At 62.9% G+C, this 23,017-nt stretch carries 20 protein-coding genes and 2 tRNA genes; 6 read left to right on the plus strand and 16 right to left on the minus strand.

The annotated features are described in order from the left end of the window. The first annotated feature begins 74 nt into the window (after positions 1-74). The 4 genes from pstC to KTJ78_RS10785 all read left to right on the plus strand — a co-directional run bounded on the left by pstC (position 75) and on the right by KTJ78_RS10785 (position 3,161). On the plus strand, positions 75-998 hold the full coding sequence (pstC, locus tag KTJ78_RS10770; protein ID WP_217135612.1) for a phosphate ABC transporter permease subunit PstC: 924 nt from the start codon (positions 75-77) through the stop codon (positions 996-998). Positions 999-1,068: 70 nt separating this feature from the next. Further along, positions 1,069-1,929 (plus strand): phosphate ABC transporter permease PstA, encoded by an 861-nt coding sequence (gene pstA, locus KTJ78_RS10775; protein ID WP_369808078.1) that lies wholly within the window; start codon positions 1,069-1,071, stop codon positions 1,927-1,929. A gap of 75 nt (positions 1,930-2,004) precedes the next feature. After that, positions 2,005-2,784 carry a phosphate ABC transporter ATP-binding protein PstB gene (gene pstB / locus KTJ78_RS10780; RefSeq protein WP_217135616.1) on the plus strand — a complete coding sequence of 260 codons (780 nt, stop codon included), beginning with the start codon at positions 2,005-2,007 and terminating at the stop codon, positions 2,782-2,784. A 131-nt stretch (positions 2,785-2,915) separates the two neighbouring features. Then, on the plus strand, positions 2,916-3,161 hold the full coding sequence (locus KTJ78_RS10785) for a hypothetical protein (protein WP_217135618.1): 246 nt from the start codon (positions 2,916-2,918) through the stop codon (positions 3,159-3,161). A gap of 163 nt (positions 3,162-3,324) precedes the next feature. Here the strand turns inward: KTJ78_RS10785 and KTJ78_RS10790 are convergent, their stop codons facing one another. After that, positions 3,325-4,680 (minus strand): flavin monoamine oxidase family protein, encoded by a 1,356-nt coding sequence (locus KTJ78_RS10790; RefSeq protein WP_217135630.1) that lies wholly within the window; start codon positions 4,678-4,680, stop codon positions 3,325-3,327. A 120-nt stretch (positions 4,681-4,800) separates the two neighbouring features. Between KTJ78_RS10790 and KTJ78_RS10795 the strand changes: the two genes are divergently transcribed. Further along, entirely contained in the window at positions 4,801-4,962 is a 162-nt protein-coding gene (locus tag KTJ78_RS10795; protein ID WP_217135632.1) for a hypothetical protein, read from the plus strand. A 2-nt stretch (positions 4,963-4,964) separates the two neighbouring features. After that, positions 4,965-6,440, plus strand: a complete 1,476-nt coding sequence (locus KTJ78_RS10800) for a purine-cytosine permease family protein (protein ID WP_217135634.1) — start codon at positions 4,965-4,967, stop codon at positions 6,438-6,440. 173 nt (positions 6,441-6,613) lie between these two features. Here KTJ78_RS10800 and KTJ78_RS10805 read toward each other — a convergent pair whose 3' ends face one another. From KTJ78_RS10805 to serS, 15 genes are all read right to left on the minus strand, one after another. Further along, a complete protein-coding gene (locus KTJ78_RS10805; RefSeq protein ID WP_217135636.1) occupies positions 6,614-7,603 on the minus strand; it encodes a C-terminal binding protein in 990 nt (329 codons plus the stop codon). Continuing rightward, a complete protein-coding gene (locus tag KTJ78_RS10810; protein WP_217135638.1) occupies positions 7,603-8,709 on the minus strand; it encodes an ABC transporter ATP-binding protein in 1,107 nt (368 codons plus the stop codon). The genes KTJ78_RS10805 and KTJ78_RS10810 overlap by 1 nt, the downstream gene beginning before the upstream one ends. Continuing rightward, positions 8,706-9,536, minus strand: coding sequence for an ABC transporter permease (locus tag KTJ78_RS10815; protein ID WP_217135640.1), 831 nt, complete (start codon positions 9,534-9,536; stop codon positions 8,706-8,708). Before KTJ78_RS10815 ends, KTJ78_RS10810 begins: the two co-directional genes overlap by 4 nt. Next, the gene (locus KTJ78_RS14000) at positions 9,533-10,444 is read right to left on the minus strand and encodes an ABC transporter permease (protein ID WP_217135642.1); all 912 of its coding nucleotides are present in this window, start codon (positions 10,442-10,444) and stop codon (positions 9,533-9,535) included. The genes KTJ78_RS10815 and KTJ78_RS14000 overlap by 4 nt, the downstream gene beginning before the upstream one ends. 1 nt (position 10,445) lies before the next feature. Next, a complete protein-coding gene (locus KTJ78_RS10825; protein ID WP_217135644.1) occupies positions 10,446-11,510 on the minus strand; it encodes an ABC transporter substrate-binding protein in 1,065 nt (354 codons plus the stop codon). A 187-nt stretch (positions 11,511-11,697) separates the two neighbouring features. Further along, on the minus strand, positions 11,698-12,678 hold the full coding sequence (locus KTJ78_RS10830; RefSeq protein ID WP_217135646.1) for an NAD(P)H-dependent flavin oxidoreductase: 981 nt from the start codon (positions 12,676-12,678) through the stop codon (positions 11,698-11,700). 42 nt (positions 12,679-12,720) lie between these two features. Continuing rightward, a complete protein-coding gene (locus KTJ78_RS10835; RefSeq protein WP_217135649.1) occupies positions 12,721-14,361 on the minus strand; it encodes a thiamine pyrophosphate-binding protein in 1,641 nt (546 codons plus the stop codon). 31 nt (positions 14,362-14,392) lie between these two features. Continuing rightward, positions 14,393-15,556, minus strand: a complete 1,164-nt coding sequence (locus KTJ78_RS10840; protein WP_254259620.1) for an acyl-CoA dehydrogenase family protein — start codon at positions 15,554-15,556, stop codon at positions 14,393-14,395. A 26-nt stretch (positions 15,557-15,582) separates the two neighbouring features. Next, positions 15,583-17,661, minus strand: coding sequence for an acetate--CoA ligase family protein (locus tag KTJ78_RS10845; protein WP_217135651.1), 2,079 nt, complete (start codon positions 17,659-17,661; stop codon positions 15,583-15,585). Between the two features lie 353 nt (positions 17,662-18,014). Beyond that, positions 18,015-18,617 carry a TetR/AcrR family transcriptional regulator gene (locus KTJ78_RS10850; protein ID WP_217135653.1) on the minus strand — a complete coding sequence of 201 codons (603 nt, stop codon included), beginning with the start codon at positions 18,615-18,617 and terminating at the stop codon, positions 18,015-18,017. Positions 18,618-18,948: 331 nt separating this feature from the next. Next, a tRNA-Ser gene (locus KTJ78_RS10855) sits at positions 18,949-19,040 on the minus strand. A gap of 86 nt (positions 19,041-19,126) precedes the next feature. Then, positions 19,127-20,404, minus strand: coding sequence for an LCP family protein (locus KTJ78_RS10860; RefSeq protein ID WP_217135655.1), 1,278 nt, complete (start codon positions 20,402-20,404; stop codon positions 19,127-19,129). A 225-nt stretch (positions 20,405-20,629) separates the two neighbouring features. Continuing rightward, positions 20,630-20,715 (minus strand) — tRNA-Ser (locus KTJ78_RS10865). A gap of 60 nt (positions 20,716-20,775) precedes the next feature. Then, positions 20,776-21,621 carry an HAD family hydrolase gene (locus KTJ78_RS10870; protein WP_217135658.1) on the minus strand — a complete coding sequence of 282 codons (846 nt, stop codon included), beginning with the start codon at positions 21,619-21,621 and terminating at the stop codon, positions 20,776-20,778. A 27-nt stretch (positions 21,622-21,648) separates the two neighbouring features. After that, positions 21,649-22,920 carry a serine--tRNA ligase gene (gene serS / locus KTJ78_RS10875; RefSeq protein ID WP_217135660.1) on the minus strand — a complete coding sequence of 424 codons (1,272 nt, stop codon included), beginning with the start codon at positions 22,918-22,920 and terminating at the stop codon, positions 21,649-21,651. Positions 22,921-23,017 lie beyond the last annotated feature (97 nt).

A 23,017-nucleotide genomic window follows, 5' to 3' on the forward strand; every position in this document is an offset into this window, starting at 1 on the left:
GAGATCTGGTGCGCTCCCCCACACGCTTCGCCAATACCTCACGCTCTCACTACCACTACGATCACGAGGGACCGATGACAACCGTGAACACCCCGAAGATTCCGCGCCGTATGGGCGACCGGGTCTTCCAAGGAGCGGCGAAGGCCGCGGGAGGTGCGATTCTCGTCACCCTCGCTGCGGTAGCGCTGTTCCTCCTCGCGAATAGCCTGCCGGCATTCACTGCCACCAATGAGGACGCTTCGATCCTCACCACAAATTTCTGGAGCTACGTGCTCCCCCTCATCTTCGGCACGGTCTGGGTCTCGATTCTCGCCCTCGCGCTCGCTGCCCCCGTCGCGCTCGGTATCGCGCTGTTCATCACGCACTACGCCCCGCGCCGCCTCGCTGGCATGCTCGGCGCCGTGGTCGACTTGCTCGCCGCAGTGCCCTCTGTCGTCTTTGGCTTGTGGGGCATCGGGGTTCTCGCACCCGCGATTCAACCGGTCTATGCGTGGCTCACCGAACACCTTGGGTGGATCCCCATCTTCCAAGGCCCAGTCTCCGGCACCGGGCGCACCATTCTTACCGCGGCAATCGTTCTCGCCGTCATGGTGCTTCCCATCATGACCGCTCTCAACCGCGAGGTCTTTCTACAAACCCCGAAGCTCACTGAAGAGGCTGCTTACGGCCTCGGAGCGACGAAGTGGGAAACCATTCGCATGGCCGTCATTCCGTTTGGCCGCTCAGGCATCATCTCGGCAGCGATGCTCGGCCTCGGCCGCGCACTCGGTGAAACAATGGCCGTTGCCATGGTGCTCTCGGCAACCGGCACCGTCACCTTCAACCTGCTCACCTCGCAAAACCCCTCGACGATCGCAGCGAACATCGCGCTCACCTTTCCCGAGGCCTACCAAACCAACATCAACGTTCTTATCGCGACCGGCATGATCTTGTTCATCGTGACCTTCGCGGTCAACGCGGCCGCTCGCTGGGTCGTGAGGAGGCTTTCAGTTGACTAACACGCTCACGCCACAGGTCGCCGGCAAGGCGCCCGCCCCGAAGCCGGCTTCGACCGGGCTCGGCAAGGGCATCTCGTTCAGGCGCAAGTTCTCGAACGGCCTCGCGACCGCGCTCGTCTCGTTCGCCTTCCTGCTCGCCCTCGTGCCACTCATCTCGGTCATGATCACGACCATCTCAGGCGGCGCTGCACGCTTCGATCTCGAGTTCTTCACGCAGTCAATGCGCGGCGTCATCGGCGAGGGTGGCGGCGCGCTGCACGCTCTCGTGGGCACGCTGCTTATCACCCTCACCGCGACGGTCATCTCGGTGCCGCTCGGCCTCTTCACCTCGATTTACCTCGTCGAGTACGGCCGCGGCCGGGCCGCGAAGGTGATCACTTTTCTCGTCGACGTGATGACGGGCATCCCCTCGATCGTTGCGGGCCTCTTCGCCTACGCGCTCTTCGCCCTCATGCTGGGCCCCGGCACGAAGCTCGGCATTGCGGGCGCGATCGCCCTCACCGTGCTCATGATCCCGGTCGTCGTGCGCTCGAGTGAAGAGATGCTGCGCCTCGTTTCACAGGACCTGCGCGAGGCTGGTTCGGCGCTCGGCGCCCCGCAGTGGGTCGTCATCACCAAGATCGTGCTGCCCACCGCGCTGCCAGGCATTGTCACGGGCGTCCTTCTCTCGATCGCCCGAGTGATCGGCGAGACTGCGCCTCTGCTCGTCGCTGCGGGATACACGGCAAACATGAACTACAACATCTTCTCTGAACGCATGCAGTCGCTGCCCGTGTACGTCTACTCGCAGTACACGAACCAGGGCAACCCGGCGCACGCATTTCTCGACAGGGCCTGGGCCGCCGCCCTCGTGCTCATTCTCATCGTGCTGCTGCTCAACATCGTGGGCCGCGTCATCGCCAAGAAGTTCGGCGTCAAGACCGGCCGCTAGGCAGTCACCCCAACTCGCCCCACGCGTGCTGCCCCTGGCACCGCGCACAGGCCCCAAACGTAGAAAGAACCAACCATGTCAAACCGCATCGACATCACTGACCTCGACATCTACTACGGCAAGTTTCACGCCGTCGAAAAGGTCACGGTCAACATCGAACCTAAGTCGGTCACCGCGTTCATCGGCCCCTCAGGCTGCGGCAAGTCAACCCTCTTGCGCTCAATCAACCGCATGCACGAGATGACCCCCGGCGCCACCGTGACCGGCTCGCTCGAGCTCGACGGCCAGAACCTCTACGCCTCGGGCGTCGACCCGGTCGAGGTGCGCAAGCAGATCGGCATGGTCTTTCAGCGCGCAAACCCCTTCCCAACCATGACCATTCGTGAGAACGTGCTCGCCGGCGTGCGCCTGTCGAACAAGCGCCTCTCACGCAGCGACGCCGACGATCTCGTCGAGCGTTCATTGCGCGGAGCCAACCTGTGGAACGAGGTCAAAGACCGCCTCGATTTGAGCGGATCGGGCCTGTCTGGCGGCCAGCAACAGCGTCTCTGCATCGCGCGTGCCATTGCCGTCGAGCCGCAGGTGCTGCTCATGGACGAGCCCTGCTCGGCCCTCGACCCCATTTCAACCCTCGCGATCGAAGACCTCATCTCGCAGTTGCGCGAAAACTACACGATCGTCATCGTGACCCACAACATGCAGCAGGCAGCCCGCGTTTCTGACCGCACCGCCTTCTTCAACCTCGCGGGCGTCGGCCAGCCTGGCCGCCTCATCGAGGTCGACGAAACCTCGACGATCTTCAGTTCACCCAAGGTCCAGGCCACCGAAGACTACATCTCAGGCCGCTTCGGGTAACGCACGGTTCCCGGCGCCCAGCAGCACCGGGAGCGAGCATCGGCGCGGGACGAGCGCGATTCTCGCCCCGCGCCGAGTTCATGTAGACTCGATAACGGTATGTAGTTTTGACTGGAAGGTTGGCGCATCACATGGCATCGTCACAGAAGAACGCCGAGAACAACGGCCAAGAGCAGCTGTTCGCCGAGGTTCAGGGCGGTGGAGCGAGCTTCGTCATGCTCGTGCAGCTGCTTTTCGCACTCGTGCTGGTATTCGGCGGTTTCTACGTCTTCAGCCTCGCATTCTCACACCCTGAGCAGGCCATCGAGCTGTTCGTGGGCGGCCTCGTCGCGGTAACCATCGGTTTCATCACCGCGTTTACCTCGCGCACGAAGTAACAGAGTTTTTGCTGGCCCCACTCTGGCGGCCACACCATGAAGGGATCTCGCACCATGTGGTGCGAGATCCCTTCACTCGTTTATCGCGTGCTTTGTAGAGCGCTCACCGCAATCGACTTGCTTCATCGCTCGCGCCGATCCGCCGGTGCCCCAGGAATGAGCGTCACCCGAGAATTTCGGCGGCGGCCCGCTCCCCCGAGCGGATCGCGCCATCGATATACCCGTTCCAAACCGACGCGGTCTCGGTCCCAGCCCAGTGCAGCCGGCCAACGGGGGCGCGCCAGCCGGCTGCGGCGTGCTCGATCCACGTTCCTGGTGCTGGCGTCGCGGCATAGCCGCCGCCGGCGAACTCGTCGTTCGACCAGTTTTTCTCGGTGTACCAAAGCGCCGCCCTGGCCTCTTCGCCGAACATACGCACGAGGGTCGCGATGACCTCTTCACGCCGGGCCTCTGCGCCGAGCGTCTGCCACTCGCGCAACCGGTCGGCGTAAACGAAGCAGACGAGCACCCCGCTTGCCGCGTCGTCTGGGGAGTTATCAAAAATCACTCCGACCATGGGTGCGCCGTAGGTGACGGCCTCGCCCGAAAATCCCTTCGCGCGCCAGAATGGGGTCTCGTAACCAACGTGGATCTTCGCCACGTCTCCCATCACGCTCTTCGCAACGAAGCGACGCTTCGCAAGCGGAAGCTCTGGCGTGAATCGCACGCGCGAGGCAGCCTGGGGCGGCAACGTCGAGATGACGTGCTGCGCCGTGTACTCACCCTGATCGGTAACCACACGAACCCGGTCGTCTTCTTGGTGCACCTCGAGCACGCGGGTGCCGAGCCGCACGGCGTCACCGAGGTGAGCGGCGATGCGATTAGCGGGCTCCTGGGCGCCGCCAAAGAAGCGGCTGTCCTGGGCGCAGTTCTCGGCCTCCATGAGCTGCTCGAAGTCTCCGGCCGCCGCAACGTAGAAGAGCAGGTGCAGCATCGAGAGGTCTCTCGGCTCGACCGTCCACACCCCTTGCACGGCGAGCGCGAGGCGCAGGCGCGCATCGGGGTCAGCGACGGTACGTTCGAAGTACGAGTGCGCCGTCTCGCTGTCGAGCGCCTCGGCGTTCGGGGTGAGGGCCGGCTGTTCGAGGTTCACGGTTCGGGCTAGCTCGTCGATTCGGGCCGTGGCCTCGGCGTAGGCTTCAATGCCCGGGCCATCCTCTGGGCCCACGAGCCCAAAACCACGAATCGTTCCGTCGTGCCAGAGCTCGAGGTTCGCGCCACCCGTGTAGGTCTTGAAGCGCTCTACCCCGAAGCGGTCGGCGTAAGCGTGCAGGCGGTACTGGGTGGGCCCGATCCACTGCCCTCCATGATCAACGATGGTGCCGTCGGGCTGGGGCTCTGAGAAGATGCGCCCACCCACGCGCTCGTTCGCTTCGAGCACGAGCACGGACGTTCCCGCGTCGTGCAAGGTCAGCGCACTCGCGAGCCCTGCGTAGCCCGCACCAATAACGATCACTTCTGTCGACTTCGTTGTCTGCATGAGAGCAATCGTAGGCAATCTTGACTGGCTAGTCAATATTATGATCACTTGACTTTGAGCGGGGGCAACCCTAGCGTTAACTATTAATTGACTACTCAGTCAATAAGTTACGGAGTCAATGTGGACAACGAATTTGAAGAAGAACTCGAGCGACGCCTTACTCGAATGGAATCAGAGGGCGGCGGCGGAATGCTGCAGCAAGACCTGCCCCTCTCAGACATTCTCATCACCGTTGGCACGCTCGCTGCGGCGAGCGCCCTGCTCATCTGGTGGGCGTGGTAACCATGGTAGAAAAGATTCACACAACGAGCGTCAAAGTCGCGTCGGTTCCCGAAGACGCAACCCTCAACGAACTTCCCCTCCTACCCAAAGAACGCATCTGGGGCTTCTGGAAGTTCAGCTGGGTCAACATCGGGCTGGCCATCGCCACCTGGGCCTTCTTGCAGGGCGCGACCGTCGCCTACTACGTCGGAGCGAAGCAGGCCATCGCGAGTGTCATCATCGGGTACGGCGTGAGCACGCTCCTCGTCTCGCTCGCGCCGGTGATTCCCTCGGCCAAGTACGGCGTCGAGCAGTTTGTCATGCTGCGCACGATCTTCGGCACCCACGGGGCCAGACTCGTCATGGTCACCATGTCGACCATCTTCGCGGCCGCCTGGGCCGCCATTCTCGCCATCATGCTCGGCCACGGCCTCGTGAATGCACTGAACGCCACCTTCGGGCTCGAACTCAGTAAGACGAGTGCGGCCGTCAGCGTTCTCGCACTCATCGCGGTCGTCGCCTCGTGGGCGATCCTCTCGCGCGGCCCCATCTCGGTCGAACGGGTGAGCATGATCGTTGCTCCGCTGCTCATTATTGTGCTCACCGCCATCACCATCTTCATCTTCACCAACATCACCTGGGACGAACTCACCGCGATTCCTCCGCTCGACCCCGAAGAGAACCCGCACACAAGCTTCATGGTCGCGATCGAACTCGGCATCGCGGGCGGCTTCGCCTGGTGGCCCAACATGGGTAACCTCGCGCGCCTCACCGACAGCCCACGGTCGGCCTACTGGCCGAACTGGCTCGGTATCTTCTTCGCCTCGGTGTTCGCGGCAATCGTCGGCACCTTCGCCGCCCTCACGCTCAAGATCACCGAGCCCACCGACTGGCTGATTCCACTGCTCGGCGCGGGAGCGGGCGTCGTTGCCCTCTGCGTGATCATTTTCGCGAACATCACCGCGATTCTTTCGCAGGGCTACGGATCAATGGTGGCCCTTCGCTCTGGCGGAGGCCGCATCTTCAGGGGCCTTCCCTGGGCCGTCATGGGTCTCGTCATTCTCGGGCCCGCGGCCGTGCTCGTCTTCTTTCCCGAGGTCGTCTACGAAAACTACGGCCGATTCCTCTCATGGGGCGCCATCTTCGTGGCACCCCTCACCGGCATCGGAATCGTCGACTACTTCGTGCTGCGCCGCGGCAAGGTAAAGGTGCGCGAGCTCTACACTCCCGTCGCAACCTCGGCCTACGGCTACGTGCGCGGCTGGAACCCTGTCGCCTTCGTCGCACTCGCCCTCGGCGCCCTCACGTACGCGCTGCTCCTGCACCCGATCACCTACGTGCCCTCGCCGCTGTTCCCGTACACGACCGCCTCGATGCCATCGTGCTTTGTCGGCGCGCTAGCTTACTACCTCCTCACAAAGCTCGTCTCGCAGCCCCGCGGCTGGGGTGGCTACAGCCTCGAGGTACCGACCTCGACGGGGCTTACCCGGGTGCCGTAGGCGGCTGGTGCCGGGCACGGTTCTCGGCCGGTGCCCGGCAATAACGCGTCTACTTGACGAAAAGCAGGGTGTTTCGCTGAAAACACCCTGCTTTTCGTCAAGTAAACCGCAAACGCGAGGCCAAAACCGCGGAGGGCAGCCACCCCGTCAAAACCGACCCCGGCCCACCTCCCCTACCCGAACGGCGTGACGGGACGACCGGTTTGCGCGAACTGCACGACGTTCTCGGCCTGGTGCACGACGTAGTCGAGCAGGCTCTGGGGCGAGAGGTAGGCCGCGTGGGGCGTCGCGAGCACGCGCTCGTGCTGCCAGAGCGGGTCACCGGCTTCGGGCGGCTCGGTTTCGAAGACGTCGAGGCCAGCGCCCGAGATGGCTCCGCGGTCGAGCGCAGCGACGAGGGCCGCGGGGTCGATGAGCGCTCCGCGTGACACGTTGACGATGCGTGCGCCGGGCCGCATCTGTGCGAGACGCGAGGCGTCGAGCAGGTGGTGCGTTTCAGCGGTAAGCGGGAGGTGCAGGCTCACGATGTCACTCTGCGCGAGCACCTCGTCGAGGCTCAGGCGACGCACCCCGGGCACCTCGAAGTCGATCGGGTCGTAGCCGAGCACCTCGCCATACACCGAGCCAGCGAAGGAGGCGAAGGCCCGGCCAATGCGCCCGAGACCGAGCACACCGACGGTGAGCGTCGATGGGCGTGACAGGTCGGCGATGCCAGCGTTCCACTCGCCCGAGCGGCTTGATCGGTCAAAGGTGTGCAGGCCGCGCACCAGCGCGAGCGAGAGGGCAAGCGCGTGGCTCGCGACCTCCTCGGTCGCCGACGCCGGGAGGTTGGCAACCGTAATGCCGCGAGCCTTGCACGCTTCAAGGTCGACCATGTCGACGCCGACCGACTGAGTTGCGACGATGCGCAAGCGAGGCAGCCGATCAAGTAGGGCTGCGGTGATCGGAGAGTAGCCGATGAGCAGCGCCTCGGCCTCGGCAGCAAGGCCCGCGATCACGTCGGGGTCGTCGCTGCCAGCGACCTCGACACGAAACCCCGCGGCTTCGAGCAGCGCGATGCCAGGCCCCGGGTCGGTGTCGACGATGTCGGTGTAAACCGCGAGCGGGGCGGCGCCTGCAGGAGACGCTGCCCCGCTTCCGGGAGCTATGCTTGGCGCCCCCATCAGTCCTCCTTGATGAGGCGCGCGTGCGCCGCATCCCACGAGAAGACGACCTTGGCGCCGAATACGACGCCCTGCGTTTCGCTCGATACGGGAGCGCGCGCAATGAGGCGCTTGCGGCCCGCCGTCTGGCCGTACACAATCATGTCGGTACCGATAAAGACGGTGTCTTGCACCACGGCTTCGACGCTGTCGCGACCGGCGATCGGCGCGTAGCGATCAGCGGTTTCGACCCGCATGTGCTCAGGCCGAATGAGAATAGTCTCGCCCCCGCCCTCGGGCACCCGAAAGTGTTCGCCTCCCTCAGCATGAGCAAAGATGTCGCCCTGCACGGCTCCCGTGAGCAGGTTCGACTCACCGATGAACTCTGCCGCGTAGCGCGAGGTCGGCGCCTGATAGAGCGTCTTCGGGTCGTCGAGCTGAACGATGCTGCCGCCACGCAGGAGCGCGATGCGGTCAGACATCGTGAGCGCCTCGTGCTGGTCGTGCGTCACGAAAATGAACGTGATGCCGAGTTCATAGTGAATGTTGCGAATCTCGAGCTGCAGCTCTTCGCGCAGCATCTTGTCGAGTGCGCCGAGCGGCTCGTCCATGAGCAGCACGCGGGGCTGAAACACGATGCCGCGTGCGAGCGCGACGCGCTGCTGCTGACCGCCCGAGAGCTGGTCGGGCCGGCGGTCGGCGAGGCGGCGCATCTGGATGAGGTCGAGCACCGAGTTCACGCGCTCAATGATCTCCTCTTTCGCGACCCGCTGGCGCCGAAGCCCAAAAGCGACGTTCTCGAACACCGTCATGTGGGGAAACAGAGCATACTGCTGAAACACCATGCCGAGCCCACGCTTGTGCGGCGGCGTTCGAGTGATGTCGACGCCATCAACCTCGATCTTGCCTCCGTCGGCCTTCGTGAAGCCGGCGATGATGTTGAGCAGGGTTGACTTGCCCGATCCGCTGGCTCCAAGCAAGGTAATGAACTCACCCGCGTTGATATCGAGGCTCACCTCGTCGAGAACCGTGTGCTCGCCGTAGCGCTTGGTCACATCTTTGATGCGGATCGCGGCACCCGTCTGTTCGGCTGCCGTCGCAATCTGCTGCGTGTAAGTGGCGGTCATGAGAGCGTTCCTTTCTGAATGCGCTTCGCCTGCATGTTGCGACGCAGCGTACCGAAGGCCTTTCCAATGCCCGAGGCTGCGAAAGCCGCGAGAATAATAAACAGTGAGATGGTCGAGATGGCCGCGATGGTCGGATCGATCTGTACGCGAATGCCCGACCACATCTTGACTGGCAGGGTCGTGAGGTCAGCGCCCGACAGGAAGATCGCAACGACGACCTCGTCCCAGCTCGTGATGAACGCGAAGAGTGCGCCCGCGAGCATGCCCGGCAAGATGAGCGGCATCGTGATGCGAAAGAACGTTTCGATCGGCCCAGCGCCAAGGTTCATGGCCGCCATCTCGAGCCGGCGGTCAACCGACGAGAGTGAAGCAATGACGTTGATCATGACGTATGGCACCCCGAGCGAGGTGTGCACGAGCACGAAACCGATCATCGTTTCAGTGAGGCCGAGCCCCAAAAAGGTGATGTAGACGGCAAGCCCAACAATGACGAATGGCACGATGAGTGGCGAGAGCAGAATCGCCATGACTGGGCCACGAAAGGGAATCTTACCGCGCACGATCGCGAGGGCCGCGAGCGTTCCGAGTACCACCGAACAAAGCGCTGAGAGCAGCGCGATGGTAAGACTGTTGAGGGCAGATTCGATCCACGAATAATCGTTGATGAGCGCTTCGTACCACTGCAGCGTGAAGCCGCTCGGCGGGAACGCGAGAAACGAGCTCTCTGAAAATGACATCGGCACGATGACGAGAATCGGTGAGAGTAAGTAGAGGCCGATGAGCGCCGCGAGCACGACAAGCCCGGTGCGAGTGAGAATCTTGGTCATGACTGCCTCAACAATGCTTTCTCAAGGTTCAGGAACTTTGACGCGATGCCGAGCAGCAGAAGCGTCGTCGCGAGCAGCAGTGTCGCGAGTGCAGCCGCGAAACCGTATCGCAAGACGGCCGAGACCTGTTGCACGATCAGCTCACCGATCATCATGTTCTCGGGGCCGCCAAGCAACGCCGGGGTGATGTAGTAGCCAAGCGCCTGAATAAAGGTGAGCAGCAGGCCGGCGGCAACGCCAGGCATGCTGAGCGGCACGAAGATGCGCCAGAAGGCACCCGAGGGGCGCGCGCCAAGGTTCTGCGCCGCAAGACCAAGCTTTCGGTCGATGCCCGACATGGCCGCATACATGGGCAGAACTGCGAACGGGAGTGAGACCTGGACCATGCCGAAGACGACGCCGCCTGCGGTGCGCAGCATCGTAACGGGGTCGTCGATGAGGCCAGCGTCAATCGCAAGGGTGTTGAGCACGCCGGTGTCGCGCAAGAGAATCACGAGCGCGAAGCTGCGCACGAGCACACTCGTCCAGAACGGAATAAGCACGAGAACGAGCATCACCTTGCGCCAGAACGGCTTTGCGAGCGTCATGAGGTACGCGTAGGGGTACGCGAGCACGAGCGTCACCGCCGTCACAAGAAAGGCGATAAGGAAGGTGTTGAGCAGAACCCTCGTGTAGAGCGATTCTGAGAAGATCGCGACGTAGTTGCCGAACCCGGGTTCGGGGTCAACGAAGCTACGCCACAGCATCGCGATCAAGGGAATGAGAAAGACAAGAACGAGAAAAAGCACGAGCGGGAGCGCGAGGGCGCCCCACCCGTCGATGCGAAAGAGTGATCGCATCGACCGGCGGGGCTGAGCCTCTGGCGTGGCAGCCACGCCCGGCTCGTGCTGCAGTGTTGGCTGGCTCACGTTACTTGGCTACCCAGACGTTGAACTGTTCGGTTGCGGGGCCATAGTGCTCGGCCCAGTAGTTGTAGTCGATCACCGCGGCCGAGACCCCGTTGACCGCTTCGCTCCCAGCAAGGTCATTACTCACCTCGTCGTCGAGGTATTCGAGCGCGTCGGGTGAGGCGGTTCCGTACCCTGACTCGATGGCCTGCTTCGACTGCGCTTCGGGGTTCGTGAGGAACCAGAGCATCCACTCCTGCGCCTTGTCAGCGTTGGCGTAGCCGGCCGGAATCACAACGTGGTCATACGAGATGAGGTTTTCGTTGTACTCGTTGGCAACCGGGAGTCCCTCGCCTGCGGCCTGGGTGATGCGACCGTTCCAGGCCTGTACCAGCGGCGCCTCGCCACTCGAGACAAGCTGTACCTGCTCGTCACCGGTGTCGTACCAAACGATGTGGTCTTTGATCGTGTCAAGCTTCGCAAAGGCACGGTCGAGATCGAGCGGGTACAGGTCTTCGGGCGCGACGCCATCGGCGAGCAGAGCCGCCTCGAAAGCGCCGCCGGTCACATAGCGCCAGAAGCCGCGCTTACCCGGAAATTTCTCGACATCAAAGAACTCTTCCCATGTTGTCGGGTGCGCGTCGGTAAAGGTCTCGGTGTTGTAGGCAATGCTGAAGGTGTACTGCAGAATCGGGATGCCACACTCGTTCACCTGCACGTCAGAGACGTTGGCTTTCTTCGCCGCTGCGACCACCTCGTCGCTCAGCTTCTCGAGTTTGCCCTCGGCACAAGCGGTTGCCGAGTAGTTCGGCTCAACCTCGACGACGCCCCAGCTCGGTTTTCCCGCATCGACCATCGCGTCGAGTTTTGCGTAGTCGGTCGGCTGATCCTGGCGGATCGTCATGCCCACTTCTTTGGCCCAGGGTTCGAACACGGTCGAGACGTGTGCCCGCTGAGCGCCGCCGCCCCACATGGTAACGGTAAGGGCATCTTCTGACTTACCTCCCCCGCCACCGCTGCAGCCGGTGAGCGCGAGAGCGCCGGCTGCGATGAGCGCCGTGCCCGAGAGAAATCTACGTACTGACATGGTTCGTCCTCCTTGACGTTCCAGTAAATGATTGGCTGACCAATCAACTTATTAGCTATCATGCCCAAGCAAGCAGCAATGCGCAACTGAAAAATGCAAACAATCACACAACCGTTCACCCCGCCCGGGCCCTGCAGCGGGTACTCGGGGTGACACGAGATTCGCACCGCTCGTGCCACCCCGAGTCTTACGCGAGCGCCCCCGCGAGGCGCTCGGCAATAATGTCACGCCCCTCGGCGAGCATGCGGTCGATGAGCTCAGCAACCGTGGGCACATCTCCGATGAGGCCCTGCGTCTGCCCCGCCCACCATACGCCGCCGTCGACCTCGCCACCGCTGAGGGCGCGTTCGCGGCCGCGAGCGCCCGAAGCGAGGTGCGCGATGTTTTCGAAGGTCGTGCCGTCTTGACGCTCAATCTCGATGATCTCGTCAGACACAGCGTTCTTCGCGACTCGGGCCGAGTTGCGAAACTTGCGAAAGACAACGTTGGTCGATTTCTCACTATTTGCAACGATCTGCTGCTTGATGTTGTCGTGCACGGGGGCTTCCTGCGTCGCGACGAACCGCGTGCCCATGTTCACCGCGTCGGCGCCGAGAGCCAGGGCGGCCACGAGGCCACGTGAGTCTGCAATACCGCCCGAGGCGATGATCGGGATAGTGAGTTGATCAGCCGCAGCGGGAATAAGCACGAGACCACCGATGTCGTCTTCACCGGGGTGGCCAGCGCACTCGAAGCCGTCAATCGAAACGGCATCAACGCCGATCGACTGCGCCTTCAGCGCGTGGCGCACGGTCACCGCCTTGTGAATGACCTTGACCCCCGCCGCTTTAAACGCCGGCAAAAAAGGTTCTGGGTTGTTGCCTGCTGTCTCGACGATCTTGACACCGGCCTGCACAATCGCATCGGCGTACTCGTCATACGGCACGGGGTTGATCGTGGGCAGCATCGTGAGGTTCACGCCGAAGGGTTTGTCGGTGAGTTCACGGGTGCGAGCAATCTCGAGGGTGAGTTCTTCTGGCGTCGGTTGTGTGAGCGCCGAGAGGAACCCCAGAGCGCCTGCATTTGCCACGGCAGCAATGAGCGGTGCCTTACCCACCGCGGTCATGCCGCCGCAGATGATGGGGTGCTCGATGTCAAAGGTTTCGGTGAATCGGGTGCGGAACGTCATGGCTCCTCCATTCGGGTTGGGGTTGTACAGGTTTTTCGAGGGTCAGGCGTCTCGTGACGCGAGCATGTCGGCGGCTGCGCGGCCGCCCTCACGAAGGTGGATCACGGTTGGCCGATCGGCTGCGAGCGCCTCACGCACCGCCTCGCCCAACTGATCGTCGCGGTCGACGCGCACCCCGTGGCAGCCGAGTGATTGGCCGAGCTGCACGAAATCGGGGCCGCCGAGCGCGACCGAGTGGATCGGCTCGTCACGATCGGCCATCTCGTTGCGAATCTCGCCGTAGCCTCCGTTATCAGAGATAATCACGGGCAACGCAATACCAAGTTCAGCGGCCGTTGCGAGCTCCTGCACCGTGAACATGATGCCCCCGTCACCCTGGATAACGACGACGGGTGCGTCAGGCTGAGCAAGCTTCGCACCAATGCCGGCGGGAAGCCCGAAGCCAAGGGTACCGACGCCGGTGGGAAACATGAATGCGTTCGGTCGGCTCAATTGCAGCTGACCGAGCGCCCCATAGTAGGCCACCATGGCGTTATCGGCAGCGATGATCGCGTCGTCGGGAAGTGCCTCGGCGAGCGACTGCATCGCCGCGAGCCAGGTCTCTCCCTCGGCAGCGCGCTCCTCACGCACCCCCGCGAGAGCGCGCTCGAACCAGGCGGCTGAAGCCCCCGAGCGGTCGCGCTCTACAACGACCTCGGTGAGCGCGGCGAGCGTCGCGGCCGCGTCGCCCACGAGCGCGACGCTCGGGGTGATGTTCGTGACGACGGCGGCCGGGTCGATGTCGACGCGCACCAGTTTCGCGGCGCAGTCGGGCACGCCGATCCACCAGTCTGAGGGTGCGAACTCGGTGCCGACCGCGATAACCGCATCGGCGCTTTCGGCGGCGGCAACGATCGATGGATGTTGCAGGCCCGCGCCGAGCGCGAGCGGGTGTCGCTCATCGAAGTTGCCTTTGCCGTTGGTCGTCGTCGCGACGCCAGCGCCGAGCTTCTCGGCGAGCGCCTGCACCTCGCCGGTCGCAGCGCGGGCTCCCCCGCCCACGACAAGCAGCACGCGTTCGGCACCGTCAAGCAGCACTCGAGCGCTGTCGAGCTCAGCCGCTGCCGGCATGATGGGCGCTGGGGCTGGCACTGGCGCAACGAGCGTAATCTCGCCAACAGCATCGAGCAGGTCGAGCGGCACCTCGAGGTATTCAGAACGTGGCCGCCCAGCCGTCATCCGAGCGAAGGCCTGAGCCACCGCCCCGGGAATCTCTTGCAGAGACTCAACCCGGTGGCTCTCGGTGACGAGGCCAGAAAATACCGCCCGCTGGTTTTTAAGTTCGTGCAACAGCCCGTTGCCGTGGCTCGGATGCCCCGTCGGCATGCCCGGCGCAATGAGCAGCGTGGGCACCGAGTCAGAGTTCGCTTGGGCGAGCGCCGCAGCCGCATTTAACGCGGCAGGGCCCGTCGTTGTGATGACCACCCCAACGCGGCCTGAAGCACGTGAATAGCCATCGGCCGCATAACCGGCACCCTGCTCGTGCCTCGGCGTCACATTGCGAATGCCGTGGGCCGGCATCGCCGCGAACACCGCGAGGTTGTGTGTACCGGGAATGCCGAACACCGTGTCGACCCCGTGGGCGGCGAGTGCCCTCACGAGCGCCTCGCCACCCGTCATGGTGGCTGCGGTTGGGGTGGTCATCGTTGACTCCTTCGATTGAACTGCTCAGTGTTTACAGGTTGCGCGAGATGATGAGGCGCATGATGTCTGACGTGCCCTCTTCGATCTCTTCGAGCTTCGCATCGCGCATCCACTGCTCAACCGGGAACTCACGCGAGTAGCCCCACCCGCCGAGCGTCTGCACGGCAGCCCAGGTGCAGAACGCCGCGGTCTCTGACGCCTGCAGCTTCGCCATCGCGGCAACCTCGCCGACGGGCTTGCCCTGGTCGAACATGGTTGCGGCCTGCAGCGTCTGCAACCATGCCGCGTTGATGCGCGTCGCCATGTCTGCGAGGCGGAACGAGACGGCCTGGTTCTCAATGATCGGCTTGCCGAAGGTCTCGCGCTCACGAGCGTAGTTCGTCGCGTACTCGAGTGCGGCACGGGCAATGCCGGTTGCCGCCGCCGCGAGCACGATACGCGAGGCGTCGAAGGTCTTCATGAGGCCGAGGAAGCCCTGCCCCTCTTCGCCGAGACGGTTCGCCTCGGGAATGAACACGTCGTCGAAGAAGAGTTCGCGGCACTGAATCGCGCGCTGACCCATCTTCTTCATGGGCTCGCCGTAGCTAAAGCCCTCTGCATCGCTGCGCATCAAGAATGCACTGACCCCGCGCGAGCGCTGTGACGGGTCGGTCTTGGCGAAGACGACGTACTGGTCTGCGATGCCAGCGTTCGAGATCCACACCTTCTGGCCTTTGAGTAGGTAACCGCCCTCGGTGGGGGTCGCGGTCATCGTCATCGACGCAGCATCAGAACCAGCGCCTGGCTCGGTCGTCGCGAGCGCCGTGTAGAGAGGCGTGTCTCCCGTGAGCGGGCGCAGCCACTCCTCTTTCTGCTCGTCAGTGCCGAGCACGAGCAGCGGGTCGGCGAAGAACCCGTTCGAGCACAAGAAGTTGCCGATACCGAGGTCGCCCCAGCACAAGCGCTCCTGCACGAGGCACTGCGTGAAGAGGTCGGTGTAGCCGCCACCGCCAAACTGCTCGGGAATCATGAAGTCGGTGATGCCGACCTTCGCCGCCTCCTGAAACAGGTCGACCGGTGAGCCGCTGTCGGCCTCATCGACCGACTTCGCAATCGGGCGAATTTTCTCTTTTGCGAACGTATCGCACAGCTCGACAATGGCTTCTTGCTCGTCGGTGAGCGTGAAGATTGAGCGAGTGACATCCATCAAATCCATGAGGGATCCTTTCATTACGGAGCGTGTTAAGCAGTTTCGGTGGGTTCTAGGGTTGGCAAAGCAAGGCAGTCGACGGCGAGCGAGCCCTTCACGCCGACCCGCACCGGGTTGAGCTCAATCTCGGCAACATCGGGTGATGCTGCGAGTGTATAGCTGAGCACCGACACGGTACGGGCGAGGGCATCGACGTCGAGCGCATCGCGCCCGCGCCACTCGCCAAGCAGAGGCGCGCTCGTGAGACCGAGAATCATGCCGCGTGCATCAGCAACGCTCACGGGGCCGAGCTCGATCGCGATGTCGCCCCAAATCTCGGTTGCGGTGCCGCCGGTCCCGACGGTCGCCACGATGCCGAAGCCCGGGTCCCGGCGCACCGAGACAATGTACTCGGCCACATCGAGGCGCGTATCTTGGAGCTCGAGCGTGTAGGGCCCGTCGCCTAGCCGCTCGTGCATCTCTTCAAACGCCTCGGCAGCGGCCTCACCGGTATCGAGCCCGAGTCGCACGCCATCGTGCTCGGTCTTGTGCGCAAGCCACGCGGCCTTCAGCACGACGGTCGCACCAAACTCGATCGCAGCGAGCGCCGCCTCATCGCGAGTTCGCACGATGCGCATTTCGGGAAACTCAATGCCTGCGGCCGCGAGCTCTTCACGCACCTGAATGTTATCGGCGCCCTTCGTGATGCGCTTCGCGTCGCGATCGCGCACATCAGGCCGCGGATCCTGCGAAGCCGTGCACGAGAGCGCAATCGCCGAGAGCACATCTTCGATACGATCGGTCACGGGTACCCCGTTCTCGCGCAACTGCTGCGACACGACCGACTGGGCCTCCATCGCGTGAATGAGCACGGGTGCGGCGTCGCTCCTCGCATCACGCATCATCCGCCCCGCGACCGCGAGCTCTGCCTCGTGCAATGCGGGGGTATCGAAACCGTAGCTCCCGAAGTACCCCGAAAGCACGACCGCATCGACCTCGCCACTCGTTGCGAGCACGTTCGTCAGCGTGGCATAGAGCGTCATGTCGGCTTCGCCTGCTCCGGCAAGATCAATGGGGTTGCGCGTCGATGCCCCATCGGGAAGCACCGCGGCGAGCTGCTCACGCAGTTGGGCGCTGAGGGCCGGGAGTTCAAGCCCGAGACGGGCCGCCTCGTCGGCCGCGATACCACCTTGGCCACCGCTATCGCTCACAACCGCAACTCGCGGACCCCGGCACACGACGCCCTTCTCGACGAGCTCGGCAAGCCGCACGAGCTCGCTCGGTGTGCTCACTCGCACAGCGCCGACCTGGCGACAAGCCGCGTCAACGAGCTCAATAGCCGAGGTCATGGCTCCGGTGTGCGACTGGGCGAGGTCGCGGCTCGCGTCACTGTTGCCGGTCGTGAGCACCGCGACGGCTGTTCCCCGTTCACGCACCTCGCGAATCGCGGCAAAAATCTCTTCACCGCGCGAAAAATCTTCCATGTAGATCGCGAGGGTTCTCGTCTGCTCGTCGCTGGCAAGCGAGCGGATCACATCTGCCGCGTGCACGTCGCTCTGGTTCCCGAGCGACACGAAGCGCGAAATACCCACTCCGGCCTTGCGCCCGAGTGCGGCGATCTCGCTCCCGAGCTGCCCGCTCTGCGAGATCACGGCGAGCGAACCCGGCATCATTTCGCCCCACATGAGTTGCAGCTGCGATGAGCCCGAGAAAATACCGAGGCTGTTCGGGCCGATCATGCGGGCGTTGTGCTCGCGCATCAGTTCAACGAGTGCCGCCTCATCGGGAACCCTCGCCGTAATGATAAGAAACGAGCGCGCCCCCATCTCGAGCGCTTCGGTGATGGTCGAGTGCACGAGGTGCCCCGGTACGACGACCACGACAAGCTCGGGAACCTCGGGCAGCCCCTGCAACGAGGTGAACGTATCGTAGCCCGCGATTTGCTTGCCGCTCTTATTGACGAGATACACCCCGCGGCGGTCGACCCCGGTGAGTGCACCGCGGGCAATCCAGTGCCCCCATTTGGCGGCATCGTTCGAGGCGCCCACGACCGCCACCGACGATGGCTCGTGGAATGACTCAAGCCCACGACGCACCGCTTCAGGCGCATTGGGGGTTGCAGAAAACTTCATCGTTCTCCTTGGCTCGGCATCATTGCTCTGAGGGGCTTCTTGCCCCAGGAATTGAATCTTATTTGACTCTTCAGTTAATTAAATAGTCGCGGGGGCATTCTGTCAAGGGCGTGGCCTTGAAATTTTTGCCGCCCTCCGAGCCGCGCGCCTCCGCGAGCGCCTTGACTAGCGAAATTGTTTACACTTTCGGGCCGTTTTCGGCTGATTTCACCTCAAAAGTGCAAACAATTTCGCTTCCACGGGTGCGCAGGCGGGTGCCGGACAGTCGCGAGCACCGTATTGCGGGTGATCCGCTGCCCTCGAAAACTCACGCGGGATGCGCATTCCCCTGCGTCGGGAGCAAAACCCGCGCGCTACCCCGCGTCGACCGCGAGCAGCGTGTCGACGTACTCGTCGCAGAGCCGCGCCATCTCGTCGGGCGTAATCTCGCCCGATTCGAGCAGCACCTGCACCGCGAGTCCGTCGATCATACTAATCAGTTGGTTCACGACGAGGGCCGTATCAGAGCACTCGAACACGCCGGTCTCGATGCCCTGCGTGATGACCGCCCCGATGAGCGCTCGCCACTCACCGTACGCTCTCTCGTTGATGTTGCGCAGGTCGGGGTCTTGCAACGCACCCGTCCAGAGCTGCAGCCACACGTGCCACGATTCGACGGTGCGCTCGTCCTGCGGAACGTACGTTCGCAACAGCGCATGCAGCTTCACATCGGCAGGTTCGTCTTTTGCAATAATCGACTTTCGTCGATCGAGCGAGGCATGAAACGCGTCGTCAAAGGTGGCCCGCAGCAACTCTTCTTTACTGTCGAAGTAATAATGAATGATGCCCGGCGACAGGCTCGCGGCCTTCGCCACGTCAGACACCCGCAGCAACGTCAAACCGCGCGTCACCAGCACTCGCCTCGTCGCGGCCATGATCTGCTCGCGGCGTTCAGCCTCAACACTCGGTCGCGCCATCGCCCAGGTTCCTTCCGTGCCAGCGGGTATTTCTGCTCATCTTAGCCCTCGAAAGAATGATAGCTACGCTTTCGGTTAAGCTCTGCGGCTGACGGCCAATATTTTGTGTGGTTCTGCAGTTGCGTTTTGTGCGGATCCTCGCAGTCTCGTCTCAAGCCATTCCCCCACGTCACCCTGTGGTCAAAAAGTGTCAAAAACCCTGCCGGGAATCGACACTTTTTGGCCACACGACGGGAGAAAGTAGCCACACGGAACGCTCCTGCGCGGTACACGTACGCAGCCAACGCAAAACCCCCGCCGATCCGCTCTGGGCGGATCACGCGGGGGTTATTGGCGGAGACGGGGGGATTTGAACCCCCGGTCGAGTTTAACCCCGACCCTTCATTAGCAGTGAAGTCCGTTCGGCCGCTCCGGCACGTCTCCTTGTGCAAAATGCACGCTTTCCATCTTAGGCGAAAACAAGGCACTTACGAAATCGATTTCGCCCATGAGGGAGTTTTAGGGCTAGATCACCACTGGGTGCGACCCTGCGAGCAGGTCACCTGTGCGGCGTTCTGCCCTGAGATATTGTCGTTTACTTTGGCTTTGCCACCGTTCGCGGGGTCGGTCGTTTCACCCTCGAGTGAAGTTTCGCCCTCGCCGCTCTCCGGCGCGTCGGCGTCGGAGGTTTCGCCCTCGGCACCGGGCTCGGCGTTCTCGCCTCCGGCCTCGTACACGCCCTCACCGAGCGTCCCAACTTCAAAGGCCTGGCCGGTGCGCACGAAGTCCATGAGCTCTTCGGCTGCAGCCCAGTCAGGTGTTAGTCGGTTGGTATCGTACTGGTGCTTGAAGGTCGGGTATTGCACAAAGTTGATGTTCTCGAGGTCGAGGTCTTTGACCGCAAACGCGAGCGACTGCAGCACGTCAATTTGCACCAGCGAGTCTGAGAGCTTCACGTTCTCGACCGTAGCCTTCGCAAGGCGGAAAACCTTGGTCGGGTCGCCAAGCGTGTCGGCGCTCTTAAGTTTGCGCATCATCGCCGCCATAAACACCTGCTGGTTACTGATGCGACTTTGGTCACTGCCGTCGCCGACGCCGTGGCGGGTACGCAAGAACTGCAGAGCGTCGGTACCCACGAGCGTCACGTCGCCCGCGGGAAGGTCAAGGTCGGCCTTTGGGTCAACAATCGGTTCGGTGAGGCACACATCGACGCCACCGATGGCGTTCGACATGTTGATCACGCCATCGAACGTCACTTCGCCGGCAAACTCGATCTCAAGATCGAGCAGGTCTTGGAGGGTGCGCACGACGCAGGCAAGCCCGCCAGTTTCGAGCGTCGAGTTAATCTGTCGCTCACTCGCGGCCGGATAGTAGTCTGCCTCGCCGTTAGGCCCTGGACAGGTGGGCGTTGGCACCATAAGGTCACGCGGAACGCTAATCACGGTCGCGTTCTTGTGCGCTTCGTCGACATACAGCACGAGGTTCACGTCATTGAGTTCGCCCTCGTTGTCGTCTTGCACAGACTCCTGACCATCACGAGTGTCAGAGCCCACGAGTGCGATAGCAAAGTCCCCGTCGATCGCCGAGCCATCGATGCGGGCTTGGCCGTCGGGACCATTCGCGAGCGAGACGGTTTCGAGCCTGCCTGCCATATCCCACCACGCATAGGCAGCAACCCCAACGCCGCTCAAACCGAGAACGAGCACGCCAGTAAGGATCCCCTTGAAAACATTGCGCACGGCACTCGAGCTTCGCAGCTCACCGTGTCTCGCCCCGAAAAAACTCGGAGCTTTCTTGGTTTTCTTCATACTTCTTCCTGGGCTTATGTATAGATAACCTTCGTAAAGGTACCCTGTTCGCCTATGAAGGTGCTGAGATCTCGCCGCGCTTCGGCCATTTCACAGGCGTTTGCGTGGCCAACATATCACCGAGATTGCGTGATCTCCCGCTCTTGCCCGCATCATTGTGGCGGATCGCGGAGTGCCCGGCAAACGAGAAAGCCCCCGCCCGGCTGAACACCGGTCGGGGGCTTGTGGCGGAGGGTAAGGGATTTGAACCCTTGAGGCTTTCACCTGCTAGTTTTCAAGACTAGTTCCTTCGGCCGCTCGGACAACCCTCCGCGAACAATCTTAGTGGGTTTGCGGCTCACACGCATAATTCACCCGTGTCGCGAAACGCCTTAGCTCTCGGCAAGCCAGGGGAACGACTCGCTGAGCGCGGTGAATAGCCCGTTCTCGTCGATCGTTCCGGTCACCCGCGTTGCGTGCGACTTGACCCGCTCATCGGCCTGACCCATGACGATGGCGGTGCCATAACGGCCCGCCCAGTCGAGCATCTCGATATCGTTCGAGCCGTCACCCGCGGCGAAAACATGCGAGAGCGAAACCTCCTCGATGCCGCGTATACGCTCGAGCGCGCTGGCCTTCGAGACGCCGACGGGGGCGATGTCGAGCCAGGTCGCAGTGCCCACCGAGTAGCTCACGTTCTTGAGGCCGGCGGTGCTCGCGGCGTCAATGAACTCTTCGAGGCGATGATTTGGCGACACAACGATCACGCGTGAGGCTGGTACTTCGAGCAACTCGTCGAAGGTAACGCGCAGCTGTTTCGAGGGCAGCGTTCCCGCGGGAATCGGCTCGGTGTAGTAGAACGTGCCCTCGGCGCTCTCGACCGCGTAGCGCGCACCGGTGAGCTGCGGGCTGATGGTTGAGAGGAGCTTACGCGGGTCGAACGACTCGACGTGCTCGCGACGGTAGGCACGGTGCGCGAGGGCATCGCGTTTCAGCGTGACCGCCCCGTTTGCGGCAACGACCCAGGTCGGGTCGATCTTGAGTGCCTCAACAACGGGCAGCGTCGCGTCGACCGAACGCCCTGTTGCGATGACCACCTCGTGCTCTGAATCGTGAAGCTCGCGAATGGCTCTCGCCAGCTCCGCGTCGATCTCAAGCTGCTCATGGCTGTTTTGGCCGAGCGAGCCGTGGTTTAGGACGGTTCCGTCGAGGTCAAGAGCAACGAGGTGTTTGGTCACGGTTTCCTTGAATCGCTTGGCGGTCGGTTACTTCTTCGTGATCGGCTGCAGCACTTCGAGCCCGCCCATGTACGGGCGAAGGGCCTCGGGAACGATCACGCTGCCGTCGGCCTGTTGGTGGGTTTCGAGCAGCGCGACGATCCACCGCGTTGTTGCGAGTGTGCCGTTGAGCGTTGCAACCGGCTCGGTCTTGCCGTTCTCGCCGCGAAAACGCGTCTTGAGGCGGCGCGACTGGTAGGTCGTGCAGTTCGAGGTCGAGGTGAGCTCGCGAAACGCCTCTTGGGTGGGCACCCAGGCCTCGATGTCGAACTTGCGGGCGGCGCTCGAACCGAGGTCGCCAGCGGCTACATCGATCACGCGGTAGCTGAGGCCGAGGGCCTGCAGCATGTCTTCCTGCCAGCCGACGAGACGGTCGTGCTCTGCCTCGGCTTCTTCAGGGCTCGTGTACACGAACATCTCGAGCTTGTTGAACTGGTGCACGCGAATGATGCCGCGGGTGTCTTTACCGTGCGAACCGGCCTCGCGACGGTAGCAGGTCGACCAGCCGGCGTAGCGCAGCGGCCCCTCACCCAGGTCGAGAATCTCGCCCGAGTGGTAGCCCGCGAGTGCGACCTCGCTCGTGCCGGTTAGGAAGAGGTCATCGGCGGGCAGGTGGTACACCTCGTCAGAGTGCTCGCCGAGAAAGCCGGTGCCGCTCATGATCTCGGGGCGCACGAGCGTCGGCGTGATGAGCGGCACGAAGCTGTTCGACATTGCCTTGTCGAGCGCGAGATTCATGAGCGCGAGCTCGAGGCGAGCGCCAACGCCGCGCAGGAAGTAGAAGCGTGCGCCCGAGACCTTCGTGCCGCGCTCCATATCGATTGCACCGAGCATCTCGCCGAGTTCAAGGTGATCGCGTGGCTCAAAGTCATACTGCGGAACCTCGCCGTGCGTGCGCAGCGTCACAAAGTTCTCTTCGCCCCCGGCGGGAATGCCGTCGATGATGACGTTGTCGATCTTCATGAGCAGCTCATCAAGCTCGGCCGCGCGTTGCTTCGAGAGCGCCTCGGCCTCTTTCACCCGTGCTGCGAGCTCGCTCGCCGCGGCAATCGCGGCCGGGCGCTCTTCTGGCGTGGCCTTCTTCACGAGGTCGCCAGCCGCCTTCTGCTGCGATCGAAGCGACTCGAACGCGGTCAGCGCCTCTCGCCTCGACACGTCGGCGGCCTGGGCCTGCTCGACGATTGCCGGATCGGCACCGCGAGCTGCCTGAGACGCCTGAATAACTTCTGGGGTATTGCGCAGCAGCTGAAGATCAATCACACACGCCAGTCTACCCGTCGCATCTGACAGGAGCGAGAGGGTAACGTTGACCACATGCGTGATTTGGCCGACCCGCCCTCTTCGAGGCACCGAGCGA

The sequence above is a fragment of the Leucobacter chinensis genome, from assembly GCF_019049105.1.
Lineage (GTDB): Bacteria > Actinomycetota > Actinomycetes > Actinomycetales > Microbacteriaceae > Leucobacter_A > Leucobacter_A chinensis.

Coding starts and splice junctions, on each gene's coding strand:
- KTJ78_RS10850 (WP_217135653.1), bottom strand. CDS start 18,617: ATGGCGCGACCGAGTGTTGAGGCTGAACGCCGCGAGCAGATCATGGCC.
- KTJ78_RS10805 (WP_217135636.1), bottom strand. CDS start 7,603: ATGGGGGCGCCAAGCATAGCTCCCGGAAGCGGGGCAGCGTCTCCTGCA.
- KTJ78_RS10790 (WP_217135630.1), bottom strand. CDS start 4,680: ATGCAGACAACGAAGTCGACAGAAGTGATCGTTATTGGTGCGGGCTAC.
- KTJ78_RS10830 (WP_217135646.1), bottom strand. CDS start 12,678: ATGACGTTCCGCACCCGATTCACCGAAACCTTTGACATCGAGCACCCC.
- KTJ78_RS10835 (WP_217135649.1), bottom strand. CDS start 14,361: ATGACCACCCCAACCGCAGCCACCATGACGGGTGGCGAGGCGCTCGTG.
- KTJ78_RS10860 (WP_217135655.1), bottom strand. CDS start 20,404: ATGAAGAAAACCAAGAAAGCTCCGAGTTTTTTCGGGGCGAGACACGGT.
- KTJ78_RS10815 (WP_217135640.1), bottom strand. CDS start 9,536: ATGACCAAGATTCTCACTCGCACCGGGCTTGTCGTGCTCGCGGCGCTC.
- KTJ78_RS10800 (WP_217135634.1), top strand. CDS start 4,965: ATGGTAGAAAAGATTCACACAACGAGCGTCAAAGTCGCGTCGGTTCCC.
- KTJ78_RS10825 (WP_217135644.1), bottom strand. CDS start 11,510: ATGTCAGTACGTAGATTTCTCTCGGGCACGGCGCTCATCGCAGCCGGC.
- KTJ78_RS10840 (WP_254259620.1), bottom strand. CDS start 15,556: ATGGATTTGATGGATGTCACTCGCTCAATCTTCACGCTCACCGACGAG.
- pstB (WP_217135616.1), top strand. CDS start 2,005: ATGTCAAACCGCATCGACATCACTGACCTCGACATCTACTACGGCAAG.
- KTJ78_RS10845 (WP_217135651.1), bottom strand. CDS start 17,661: ATGAAGTTTTCTGCAACCCCCAATGCGCCTGAAGCGGTGCGTCGTGGG.
- KTJ78_RS10810 (WP_217135638.1), bottom strand. CDS start 8,709: ATGACCGCCACTTACACGCAGCAGATTGCGACGGCAGCCGAACAGACG.
- KTJ78_RS10785 (WP_217135618.1), top strand. CDS start 2,916: ATGGCATCGTCACAGAAGAACGCCGAGAACAACGGCCAAGAGCAGCTG.
- pstC (WP_217135612.1), top strand. CDS start 75: ATGACAACCGTGAACACCCCGAAGATTCCGCGCCGTATGGGCGACCGG.